Annotated in this window: 11 protein-coding genes; 2 read left to right on the forward strand and 9 right to left on the reverse strand. The window is 35.6% G+C overall.

What is annotated here, in order from left to right; translation table 11 throughout:
• Positions 1–25: 25 nt before the first annotated feature.
• The 6 genes from ACIQ7L_RS04745 to ACIQ7L_RS04770 all read right to left on the reverse strand — a co-directional run bounded on the left by ACIQ7L_RS04745 (position 26) and on the right by ACIQ7L_RS04770 (position 8,108).
• Positions 26–1,075 (reverse strand): polyamine ABC transporter substrate-binding protein, encoded by a 1,050-nt coding sequence (locus tag ACIQ7L_RS04745; RefSeq protein ID WP_400567079.1) that lies wholly within the window; start codon positions 1,073–1,075, stop codon positions 26–28.
• Between the two features lie 40 nt (positions 1,076–1,115).
• Positions 1,116–1,916: an ABC transporter permease gene (locus ACIQ7L_RS04750; RefSeq protein ID WP_400567081.1), complete on the reverse strand. Its 801-nt coding sequence runs from the start codon at positions 1,914–1,916 to the stop codon at positions 1,116–1,118.
• Between the two features lie 6 nt (positions 1,917–1,922).
• Positions 1,923–2,768 carry a spermidine/putrescine ABC transporter permease PotB gene (potB, locus tag ACIQ7L_RS04755; protein WP_400567083.1) on the reverse strand — a complete coding sequence of 282 codons (846 nt, stop codon included), beginning with the start codon at positions 2,766–2,768 and terminating at the stop codon, positions 1,923–1,925.
• Entirely contained in the window at positions 2,765–3,748 is a 984-nt protein-coding gene (gene potA, locus ACIQ7L_RS04760) for a spermidine/putrescine ABC transporter ATP-binding protein PotA (RefSeq protein WP_400567084.1), read from the reverse strand. The genes potB and potA overlap by 4 nt, the downstream gene beginning before the upstream one ends.
• Positions 3,749–3,985: 237 nt before the next feature.
• Positions 3,986–5,353, reverse strand: a complete 1,368-nt coding sequence (locus ACIQ7L_RS04765; RefSeq protein ID WP_400567085.1) for an aldehyde dehydrogenase — start codon at positions 5,351–5,353, stop codon at positions 3,986–3,988.
• A gap of 367 nt (positions 5,354–5,720) precedes the next feature.
• The gene (locus ACIQ7L_RS04770; protein WP_400567087.1) at positions 5,721–8,108 is read right to left on the reverse strand and encodes an immune inhibitor A domain-containing protein; all 2,388 of its coding nucleotides are present in this window, start codon (positions 8,106–8,108) and stop codon (positions 5,721–5,723) included.
• 350 nt (positions 8,109–8,458) lie between these two features.
• Here ACIQ7L_RS04770 and ACIQ7L_RS04775 point away from each other — a divergent pair, with 350 nt between their 5' ends.
• Both ACIQ7L_RS04775 and ACIQ7L_RS04780 read left to right on the forward strand, forming a co-directional pair.
• The gene (locus tag ACIQ7L_RS04775) at positions 8,459–8,590 is read left to right on the forward strand and encodes an anti-repressor SinI family protein (RefSeq protein ID WP_400567089.1); all 132 of its coding nucleotides are present in this window, start codon (positions 8,459–8,461) and stop codon (positions 8,588–8,590) included.
• A gap of 83 nt (positions 8,591–8,673) precedes the next feature.
• Entirely contained in the window at positions 8,674–8,997 is a 324-nt protein-coding gene (locus ACIQ7L_RS04780; protein ID WP_400567091.1) for a helix-turn-helix domain-containing protein, read from the forward strand.
• Positions 8,998–9,064: 67 nt separating this feature from the next.
• On the opposite strand, the gene calY is transcribed toward ACIQ7L_RS04780, so the two are convergent.
• From calY to sipW, 3 genes are all read right to left on the reverse strand, one after another.
• Positions 9,065–9,658, reverse strand: a complete 594-nt coding sequence (calY, locus tag ACIQ7L_RS04785; RefSeq protein WP_400567093.1) for a biofilm matrix protein CalY — start codon at positions 9,656–9,658, stop codon at positions 9,065–9,067.
• Positions 9,659–10,210: 552 nt separating this feature from the next.
• Positions 10,211–10,900: a DUF4047 domain-containing protein gene (locus ACIQ7L_RS04790; protein ID WP_400567095.1), complete on the reverse strand. Its 690-nt coding sequence runs from the start codon at positions 10,898–10,900 to the stop codon at positions 10,211–10,213.
• A 204-nt stretch (positions 10,901–11,104) separates the two neighbouring features.
• Positions 11,105–11,680: a signal peptidase I SipW gene (sipW, locus tag ACIQ7L_RS04795; RefSeq protein WP_400567097.1), complete on the reverse strand. Its 576-nt coding sequence runs from the start codon at positions 11,678–11,680 to the stop codon at positions 11,105–11,107.
• Positions 11,681–11,747: the final 67 nt, after the last annotated feature.

An 11,747-nucleotide genomic window follows, 5' to 3' on the forward strand; every position in this document is an offset into this window, starting at 1 on the left:
TATTCAGAAACCGCATTTTTATTACTTATTTTCCTTTTGTTTTTAACTCTGTCCAGTAACGGTCGTATTCTTTTAATTTATCGTCTACATCAACAAGCCATTCTGTACGATTTAATTCATCTTGCGATAAGAAAATCATATGATTATCACGGTAAGCTTTACTGTGAAGATCCCAAGCTTTTTCATTTGGGTTACTATATCCAATGGATTCATAGTTTTTCACACTTACCTTTTCATCCATTAAATAGTTCATAAATTTCTCTGCAAGCTCTTTATGTTTCGCACCCTTTGGAATCGCTAATGTATCAGCCCAAATTGTACCACCTTCTTTTGGAACAACATATCCTATATCTTTATTCTCTTTTGCAATGTACGCTGCATCTCCAGACCATACTGTTCCAATCCATGCATCCTCTGTAATAAATTTTTGTTTAATATTATCTGTATCAAATGCAAGTAAGTTTGGAAGTAACTTCTCTAAATCCGTAGCTGCTGTCTTTAACTGTGCATCATCTTTCGTACTATTTGAGAATCCATTCTTCTTAAGGCCCATGCCTAATACTTCACGAGAATCGTTTAATAAAGTAACATGCCCTTTATATTTATCATTCCATAAGTCATTCCAGCTTGTTGGAACTTCTTTTACATACTTTTTATTGTAAGCAATTCCTGTTACACCCCAAGTATATACAAGAGAATATTTATTCTCCGGATCAAATGGAGGTGTTTTAAAATTAGATACAAGATTCTTTACGTTTGGAATGTTTTTCGTGTCTAACGGTTCTAATAAGTTCATTTTAGCCATCGTTTGAACCATGTAATCAGACGGTTGAATTAAATCATATTTAGCTCCGCCAGCTTGTAATTTTGCAAGCATTTCTTCGTTACTTGCATATTTATCATAGTTAACCTTCACGTTATATTTCTTTTCAAAATCCTTTATTACGCCCTCATCAAAGTTATCAGCCCAGCTATAAATATTTAGCTCTTCTTTCTTTTCTCCACAGCCCGCAAGTACGCCTGCAACAAGGCCAAAGCCAATTGCTGCACCAGCTATCGTTTTCACTAATTTCATTAGTTCATTACCTCCTCGTTCTTTGTAGTTTTTCCTCCTCTTATAGAGGAAGAGGTCCTCCGGAGTTTTCTTCACCATCTGCCCCTTTATTGCGGAATACTTCCGATAGAATCATCAATCCAACAATAACAACAATTAATATTGTAGAAAGTGCATTAATTTCAGGTGTTACCCCACGTTTCACCATACTGTAAATATATAATGGCAATGTCGTTGATCCTGGTCCAGACACGAAGAAACTAATCACAAAGTCATCGATTGATAATGTGAATGTTAATAATGCTGCTGAAATAACTCCAGGTGCGATTCCCGGAAGCGTGACGTAACGAAACGTTTGCCATGGGGTTGCTCCTAAATCACTCGCCGCTTCTTCTAAATCACGTCCCATACCAGAAAGACGCGCTGCTAAAATAACAACAACAAATGAAATACTAAATGTAATATGTGCAATAATAATTGTGACTTTTCCAAGCTCTATCCCAATTTGACTAAATAAAATGAGTAACGATAATCCCATTAAAATATCAGGGATTAGAATTGGTAAATACACAAGACCATTAATTGCCCCTTCAAAACGATATTTATAACGATGCAATGCAACAGCACAAATCACACCAAGAACTGTCGTCACAACTGTCGTTACAATCGCAATTGTAATGCTATTTATAAATGCATCAATCACATCTTGCTTTTGAAATAAATCTGTATACCAATGGAGTGTAAATCCTTCCCACTCTGCGTTAATACGAGAATCGTTAAAAGAATATACCATTAGAACCATCATTGGAAAATACAAGAACAATAAAATTAACCAAGAATAAGAAACTAAAAACTTCTTCATCTTTGCCTATTCCCCTCCGTTTCCATATTTATATACTTTCGTCGCACGATAATATAAGTAAATTAACAGAACAGAGAACAGAACAACAATCATTGATAATGCGGACCCAAATGGCCAGTCACGCGCACCCAAGAATTGGTTTTGAATAACGTTTCCGATCAATGCTACTTTCGATCCACCCATAACATCTGATACAACAAACATTCCAATAGATGAAACGAATACTAGAATCGAACCAGTAGCAACCCCTGACATTGTCATTGGCAATGTTACATTCCAAAATGCCTTCATTGGTGTTGCTCCTAAGTCATATGCTGCTTCTAACTTACGTTTATCAAGCTGCTCAATTGCTGCATACACTGGTAAAATCATAAATGGCAGTAAAGAATATACCATTCCTAATATTACAGATGGTGTATTATATAATAAATTTAATGGTTCAGTAATAATGCCAAACTTTAGCAGTAATGTATTTACAAGACCTTGTGAACGTAAAATGACAATCCATGCATATGAGCGCACAAGAAAGTTAATCCAAAACGGAATTGTTGCTAACAATAAAAGAATAGAACGATATTTACGATCAACAATTGTAATTGTATATGCAAATGGATAACCAATAAGTAAACAAATCACTGTTGTAATAACTGCAATTTTCACTGTTTCCCATAATGTATTCATATACAACGGATCAAACACGCGCGATATATTATCTAATGTAAAGTGCATTTCCACTGTCCCGTATTCTCCGCGCTGTAAGAACGCAAATGCTAATACGAATACAAGCGGAATTAAAAAGAAGATTAAGAGCCATGCAACCGTAGGTAATGCAAGTAGTTTCCCTTTTTTCAATTTAAGGTCACCTCATCTTCTTGCTCCCAGCCTACGTATACATTATCTCCGATACTCCACTGCACTGCTTTTTCAGCAGTTTGATATGCCATTAATAGTTCAGATGTTTTTTCATCACGCACATAAAGTTTTTCCATATTTCCAACAAACTCAATATCTTCAATATGCCCAAGGTGGTATTCTTTTAGAATTGGTTGCTCAACCGAACGCACTTTTACATTTTCAGGGCGAACTGCTACATAGTTTTCCCCATTTTTTATAATATTATTTTCACCAATGAAAGTCGCAACAAACAATGTTTTTGGCTCTTTATAAATTTCCTTTGGTGTTCCAATTTGCTCAATATGGCCTTGATTCATAACAACAATACGATCACTCATACTCATTGCTTCTTCTTGATCGTGCGTTACATAGATAAACGTAATTCCTAAATTACGCTGTAAATTTTTCAACTCGCGCTGTAAATCTTTTCTTAACTTAAAGTCAAGCGCTCCAAGTGGTTCATCCAGTAATAGCACACGTGGATTATTGACAATTGCTCGTGCAATTGCAACACGCTGCTGTTGTCCACCAGAAAGCTTTGATGGTTTACGATTGCGGAATTCAAGTAGCTGCGTTAAACGCATTGCTTCTTCAGCACGCTCTTTTTGTTCTGCCGCCGATACTTTTTGCATCTTCATACCAAAACAAATATTTTTCTCAACATTCATATGTGGAAATAACGCATAGTGCTGGAACACTAGGTTCATATGACGCTTATAAGGTGGTAAATCATTGATTCTTTCTTCATCAAGTAAAAGGTTACCCTTTGTAGGAGTTTCGAAACCTGCAATCATACGAAGTAACGTTGTTTTCCCACAACCACTTGGTCCAAGAATCGTTAAAAATTCTCCTTCTTTAATATCTAAAGAAAGAGGTGGAATAATCACTTGATCTCCAAAATGTTTTTCTATTGCTTCAACTTTAATAATCTTTTTCATTTTCCCGTCCTATCTGCCTCAAATTTTTAACTTTTATATTCATGAATAAATATTAATTTTCTATAGATTATTTTTTGTTTCGATCCAAACAAAAATGATTGTTTAACAGTGTTCTGTCCTATTCTCTATGTAGTATGTTTGATTCATTTTCGCACGATACATATCTCGAACAGAAAAACCCCTTCAGGTGAGAAGGGGTTTTTATCATACGGCTACGCCTACTGATAAACACCATCATCATTTTAACAACTTTCGTATAAATTTTAAAGCACTTTTTGTAGAAGAGTAACGAATTTTCATATCCAATACCGTGGATTGAGACAAAATACTCTTATAATGGGAAAATGTGCGAAAACTTTGTTCACCGTGATAGCTCCCTAATCCGCTACTTCCAACGCCGCCAAAAGGTAAATATGGTGTCGCAAGATGATACACGACATCATTGATACACCCTCCGCCATATGAAATATTACTTGTAACTTGTTTTTGAATCTCTTTATTGTCTGAAAAGACATATAGAGCGAGCGGTTTCGGATTTTGCTGAATGACTGCAATAACATCCTCTATTTTTTCATACTCCATAATTGGCAAAATCGGACCAAATATTTCATCTTCCATAATAGAATGCTGCCATGTAATATTTGTTAAAATGGTCGGTTCAATGTGCAATGTTTCTTCATTATAATTTCCACCAATTTCCACACTACCATCTTGTAAGAACGAACATAATCTTTCAAAATGACGCTTGCTAACAATTCGCACATAATTTTCGTTTTGTAGCGGGTTTTCCCCATATTGATGCGCAATTTCATTTCGTAACGCTTCAATAAGCTGTTCCTTTATAGACGAATGAACGTATATATAATCCGGCGCCACACATGTTTGCCCTGCATTCAAAAACTTCCCCCAAACAATACGCCTTGCTGCTACATCTAACTTTGTATCTTTATGTACAACACAAGGACTTTTCCCGCCAAGTTCTAACGTAAGTGGAGTCAATTTTTTTGCTGCGGCTTCCATAACAATCTTTCCAACTCCAACACTACCCGTAAAGAAAATATAATCAAACGGCTCGTTTAACAGCACCGTACTCTCTTCCACACCGCCTTCAACAACCGCAACAAGTTCTACCGGAAATAACTCTCGTAACATGTTGGCAAGAAGTTTCGAAACATTAGGTGTTAATTCAGACGGCTTTAAAACAACTGTATTTCCAGCGGCGATTGCTCCTACGAGCGGCGCAATCGCCAATTGGAATGGATAATTCCAAGGAGCTAAAATAAGCGTAACACCATAAGGCTCTGGAACGATTTTCCCTTTCGAACCAAAATGTGTAAGAGCCGTTCGGACACGCTGCGGTTTACTCCATGAAGAAAGATGTTTGATTTGAAAGGAAATCTCCTTTAATACATACCCAATTTCTGTTGTAAATGATTCATGATTCGATTTATTTAAATCTAATTTTAGCGCTTGAAAAATATCAGTCTCAAAGCGTCTAATTCCTTCATATAGTTTCTGTAAATGTTGCTTCCTTACCTCTATATCTCTTGTGTGACCTTGATAAAAATATGCTTTTTGTTCGTTTACAATAGAAGTAATGTTCATCCATTCACCCGCTTTCTATATTTATATAAATCCATTTTAATTTTTCGACCTCTACATCCCTGCTATGCAGAATAAAAAGTAACCTACACTCGTTTGCTCTTTCTGTTTTTACTTCGCATGTGGCAGAAAAACGCCCTGACCGCTTCTATGCATGAATAAATGCTCTCTCCCACCTAAAAAGAGCGGTTTTATGTCGGCTTTTTAATTGATGTATATATATCCTACTACTTCATTTTATATAAATTTTCTATGATAAAAAGATTCCTATACTTAAAGCTTCATTATATATGAGTTTTCACTCCATGTGTACTTCATTTGCTCATCAAAAAAGCTGTTGAAAGAAAATCTTTCAACAGCCTCTTCAATATTAACGATATAAACGAATAGCACCTGCAGAATTATCATCCGCTTGACCTACTACTTCAAATTTCAGACCAAGCTTCGGTACGATACGCCCTGCATCTGGAATTTGCTTATTAATATATGCTTTAGAATCATCAAACTTCGTTACCCCTGGTAATCCGTCGTATACAAACGTACCACGAGTTGGAGATACAACTTTCCAAGCTGGGGTTTGATCAAACGAGAACGCTGCATCAGCAATTTGATAACGTGTACTATTTTTAAATGTTGGTTTCCCATTCAAAGTACCTGCAATCGCTTCTGGGTGAGAATCAACTACACCAAGGAATCCGTTCCCTGGATGGATTCCAACCCAGTTATCTGTATAACTTGAATCTGCATACCATACAACCATACCTGTGTTATAGACTGGGCCGCGAGCAAATTTTAATGCTTCATCCGCACCAGCGTAGTTTCTCCACTCTAAATAGTAGTTATGCTTTTTCTTTTCCATTCCATCAGATACAACGAAACCATCTAATTTGAATTGTGGTGTACCTTCTGCATCATCGGAGAATACAACATTACCATCTACTGTTAGCGTTGCATTATCAAGAGCAAAACCATTTAATGCTAAGCCGCCATCCGTAATATATTCAAATATAAGTTTCACTTTCTTACCTTTGAACTGACTTAAATCATAGGACTTATCAATCCATTTTCCATTTGTTGTATCAGCATTTTTATTATTTGCTTTCTCACCAAGCTTATCAATTAACGTTTTTGTACCATCTTCTGTAACAGCATGTACTTCAAGGAAATCATACCCTGCTTCAATTTCATAAAGTGATTTAAAATCGAATTTTGCATTCGTTGCATTTGTTAAATCAAATACAGGCGTTTCTAGCGTTGTATGAAGATTATCACCTTTTGTACTGTAATAGTACTTCTTGCCGAATGCAGGCTCAATTCCCTTTACCTCCTTATCTGGTAAATTTACACGAATCATACCTGGTCGTTCTGATTTCGTAACACTTTGATCTAAATATGTCGCGTAACCGATTCCTCTGTTTAATTTATCATAATCTACTTCCACAATATTCGCCCAGTTTCCACCAATTATTTTTTGGAAAAACTCTTTGTTTTGTGGAGAAAAGCTTGTTGGTGCTGTTCCAGCAATTTTACCAGCCCAGCTACCACCACTCATAATAGACCAAGCCTCAATTGGCTCACCTGAACCAGTATACTGTGTATCATATTCATCTGGAAGACCTAAGTCATGACCATATTCATGAGCGAATACACCAACTGCTCCATCTTCAGGCTCAATTGTGTAGTCAAATGCTGCCATCTTCCCGCCCCAATACGGCACTTTTGCTTTTGTACCATCGATTTGGAAAGGTTTTGGTCCAATTGTCCAGCGGTGTGACCAAATTGCGTCGTCTCCTAATTTACCGCCACCAGCTTCTTGTCCAACGCCAGCGTGAATAACCATTAAATGGTCGATTAAGCCATCCGGTTGATTTTGATTTCCATCTCCATTCACATCATATTGATCGAATTGATCAAATTCCGATAAATCGATCCCACTATCCACTGCTGCTTTTAATGCATCTTTAATTAAATCACGAGGTCCTAATGGCCCTTTATTATCATGACCGCTTCCAGCATCTGCGCCATAATCAGCCGCCTTGCCTGGAACTGTTAACCATTTTGTAACCGTTCCATCTACTGTATAACTACCGCCAGACTGTTCTTCATAATATTTCTTAAATGTTTCAATTTTACTTCCATCATCTAATGTAAATGGTTCATTACCAAATAACATTTTTTGATAATGTTCCTGATTAAAATCATTGGAATACATATAACCAGGCTCTTTATCGATATTGTTATGTTTAAAATCAGCATATTCTACAAGTAAAACAAGTACTTTATCCTTACGAACTGGACCATTGTATTCTTTTTGTTTCGCAGGAGTAGTGGGCACTTTACCATTTAAAGCACCTTTAGTTGGAGCTGTTCCTGCACCATTACCATTTGCCTGCTGCTCTAACTTTTGTTTCGTGTCTGCTTTTGCATCGTTTACCTTCTTCAGAAAATCAGACGCTTCTTTTGTCACTTGATCCCCTGTTCGTTCTTCTTTTCCAGGCTTGTCACCTTTCTTCTTCTCTACATACTTTTCAACAGCTTTCTTTGTTTCTTCATTGGAAGCTGTTGATTGAATTACCCCACGCTTCTTAAGTGCTTCTGCTAAACGTTCTTCTGGAATTAAGTGATCATCAATTGGACTTGTAGCTGTTGTTTTTGCAGGTGTTTCTGCATGAACAGGCGCACTCCCAAACCCAAATGAGCAGCCAAGAACAGCTGCTACAGCAAGTGTTGATAACACTTTAAATGGTTTCTTTTTCATCCCCATCGTTCCTCCCCTAATAAAATATGTATTGCACTTCGGAGTTTATTAAACATTTAATAAACCCCGGATATTCAATTGTTTTGTGTAATATTTTTGTGAAAATTGCATTTTTTGTATAAGAATATACCTTGATTTATCAATGTTTTCTGAAAATATTGATAAAAATTACAAAACCTTTTATAATTTTTATGAAAGAACTCAACGGGGACTTTATCTTTGTTTTTATGTGTAAAATATTAGGTTTATTTACATATTTTTAAAATTAATTGTCGAATTTTTCACAGAAATGTTAAATTATCGATTATTTTGCAACACCGATTACAACCGATAATTAGGGAGGAATACACTTGTACAAAGATAAGACGGACTCACTAGATCAAGAATGGATTGATTTAATACTTGAGGCTCTTGATGCTGGAATTACGATTCAAGACATTAAGCACTTTTTCCAACATATGAAGCAGCCTACTCAAAGTTAACAGCATTGTTCTTTTTAACGAAGTTTGTGTTATAATAGTAAACATCATAAGCCGACTACATACTTACAGAAAGGTGCGCAAATATGATTGGAGAACGTATAAAACGCCTTCGTTTACAAAGAGGAATTTCTTTAACAGAACTTGCTGAAAAAGCTGGTGTTGCAAAGTCTTACATTAGTTCTATTGAGCGTAATTTACAAAAAAACCCTTCCATTCAATTTCTTGAAAAAATCGCAACAGTTCTGCAAATACCTATTGACACACTCCTTCATGACGAAGCAACATCGAAAAGCCAATTAGATTCAGAATGGACACATCTCGTCAGAGAAGCAATGAACTCTGGTGTCTCAAAAGAACAATTCCGTGAATTTCTTGAGTTTACAAAATGGAAAAAAACTCAGAAATAGTACATATCAAAAAGGGGACACCCCTTTTTCTTTATAAAAAAGAGAGAGATTCTCGCTTTTTTGTGTTTTATTTCTCTTCGCCATCTGTTTGGCTTGCATTGAATGTCCATTCTAAGTTTAATTTATCGCCTTGGAATTTATTTTGATCTTTACCATTGTCTTCGAATACAAATTGTACCCATAAATAGTCTTCTGTTCCAGCTTGTAGACCACCTTTTTCAGCCCACTCTGGAGCAAAGATATCTTTTGCTAAAAGATCTGGATCCTTTTTCTGTAACTCTGCTAATGTTGTTTCATATACAGGCTCACTTTGTTTATCCCAGTTCCAAATAAATTTTACTTTAATATGCTCACCGAAATCTTCTCCAGCATTATCGCCTTTTGCATCTATAACTGAATACTTCGTCGCTAATTTAACATCTTTAATCGCTAATGTTCCGGTATTCTTTAATAAGAACTCTTTCTTAGCAGAATCCCCTGGTTTAAGGTCTTTCACATCTACAATTGTTTTAGGATCCAAAGTAAGATCTAATGTACCTGCTGCAAACGTATTGTTCGATACTTCTTTGTCACTAAAGTAGGCGAATGTTCCTCCGCCAATTAAAGATAATCCTAATGCTGCTGATGCAACTCCCATACCTAATTTTTTCTTTACACTCACCTTAAACTCCCCCTAGCTATTTTTTATTATCTCTTTAAACCATTAAGAGATATATGAATAAGGCGCCTTGCATTTCCCCAGCCATTACACATACAATCTCCCTAATTTCTTTCTGTTCTTTAAAAAGCTACCTTTAGTTCATTATAAAGAACAAAACAATTCAAATACAACTATAAAAAGCCATTATTTTTTTGTCTCAATATTATACTGAATATTCTGAAATTAATTATATATACTTTTCTAGTAAACATTTATTTTCTAATTCTGTACAACTGATTTTTTATTCTATACAAATCCATTTTCATTTTTCAACATATAAGTCGATGCTATGCAAAATAAAGCATGACCTGCACTCGCTTTCTCCCTTTGTTTTCACCCTTGCATGTGGCAGGAAAAAGCCCTGACCGCTTCTATGCATGGCCAGATACTCTCATCCCCCGTAAAAAGAAAGGGGTCTTCTTTATGTCGGTTTTTCAACTTGTATTTATATGATATACTTGCCGTTATATTCACCTTCAAAAACTACTCCACCTTTTTTGACTGTTCTTTTCATTATTGCATGACGGAGGAATCCGTTTCTTGTACACGTTTCCCCTCTTCTACGTCACGAGATTGATTAGATTCTTCTACAGGTTCTTTACCATTTGTAGGTACCTCCTGTTGCTTCTCTATTTCTTTGGCTTGTTCATTTAATTTGCGTTCTTTTTCATCATTTATTTGTTTTTGAAGCGCTTGAATCTGTTCATCGATTTTTTGTATACTTGCAGATTTATCTACATTCTCACAAATTGTATGGATAAAGTTAACATCAGCTTGTATGGATTGAAGTTGTTGATTTGATTCCCCATTGTTCTTTTTTTCATCTTCAGTTAATTGGTTATAGTAGCTTTCCATTTCTCCGTATATGTTTTGCAACGCCTCACGCTCAGAAGCGATCTTTTCACGTTGCTGTTTCCATAAAACAAGTCTTTTTTCAAGTACTTCTAGCGATTGAGCTTCTAACTCCTTTTTCATTACTTCATATTCTTGCAAAATAGCCTGTTCGTGTTGCTTTGCCTCTTCCTTTAATAGATATGTTGTTTTTGGAAACACAGGTGCTGCTGAAATAACACCTTGAACTTTTTGTTCTGCCACAAAAGCAGCTTCTGTATGAGTGACGACTTGAGAACCCATATAAAAAGCGATTGAACACATACATGGCAATATGAGTACTGTTTTTATTCCCTTTAAAGTTTTTGACATTCTATCATCTCCTATTACATACATGTGATGTTCTTTTAAAAGAACGTTTATATTCATTATAATGAAATTATATTTAAATGAAAACAAAAACAGCATTTTCCTCCAGCGCATCCTGTTTGACATCCTAACAAAAAAAGCTATCAATTTGATAGCTCTTCTCTCCTTTATTTGCACTCATAATAACCTACTCATTATGGCTTTACTTCATACAGATTGTCCTACATCTGCTGATTTATTTTTCTTATCACCATCTATACTACGAATTGCACTAAAAATAGTAATCGCTGAATAACCAAGTAAGAATAGACCTGGGATAATTAAAAGTAAAGCCGCTCCTGCTTTAGAGTTTGCATAATTTAATAAATAACCTACATAAGGAACTGTGATATCTTGATATTTCCCTATTACATTCTCTGCTAAAACCGGTTTCAAATCTGGTCCATTGTTATTGTCACCTTTTGTTTCATACATGACTTTCCCATTCACATTTTTCACATTAGTAATGCGGTGAGTCACAATTTTCGTCTCATTTTCTTTAAATGTAATGACATCCCCTTTTTGATATTTAGAGCCATCTTTCGTTGGTTCAATCGCAATAACGGATCCTGTTAAAAATGTCGGTTCCATTGAACCAGATAGTACCGTTTTAAACTGATATCCCATTATAGTTGGATCCCCACCACTTGCTTTAGACGAAATCACAATAAATGCTAAGAAAACCATTAACGCAAATAAAACAAATGAAATGAAGTTACTAATAATCTTCCAAACTAGTTTCATCGATATCTCCTCCTATATATAGCAATTAAAAAACTGACATAAAACCCCTCTTTTTAGGTGGGAGAGA

Source organism: Bacillus sp. NPDC094106, from assembly GCF_044764345.1.
Classification (GTDB): Bacteria; Bacillota; Bacilli; order Bacillales; family Bacillaceae_G; genus Bacillus_A.

Coding starts and splice junctions, on each gene's coding strand:
- potA (WP_400567084.1), bottom strand. CDS start 3,748: ATGAAAAAGATTATTAAAGTTGAAGCAATAGAAAAACATTTTGGAGAT.
- ACIQ7L_RS04750 (WP_400567081.1), bottom strand. CDS start 1,916: ATGAAGAAGTTTTTAGTTTCTTATTCTTGGTTAATTTTATTGTTCTTG.
- sipW (WP_400567097.1), bottom strand. CDS start 11,680: ATGAAACTAGTTTGGAAGATTATTAGTAACTTCATTTCATTTGTTTTA.
- ACIQ7L_RS04765 (WP_400567085.1), bottom strand. CDS start 5,353: ATGAACATTACTTCTATTGTAAACGAACAAAAAGCATATTTTTATCAA.
- ACIQ7L_RS04745 (WP_400567079.1), bottom strand. CDS start 1,075: ATGAAATTAGTGAAAACGATAGCTGGTGCAGCAATTGGCTTTGGCCTT.
- ACIQ7L_RS04790 (WP_400567095.1), bottom strand. CDS start 10,900: ATGTCAAAAACTTTAAAGGGAATAAAAACAGTACTCATATTGCCATGT.
- ACIQ7L_RS04780 (WP_400567091.1), top strand. CDS start 8,674: ATGATTGGAGAACGTATAAAACGCCTTCGTTTACAAAGAGGAATTTCT.
- ACIQ7L_RS04770 (WP_400567087.1), bottom strand. CDS start 8,108: ATGAAAAAGAAACCATTTAAAGTGTTATCAACACTTGCTGTAGCAGCT.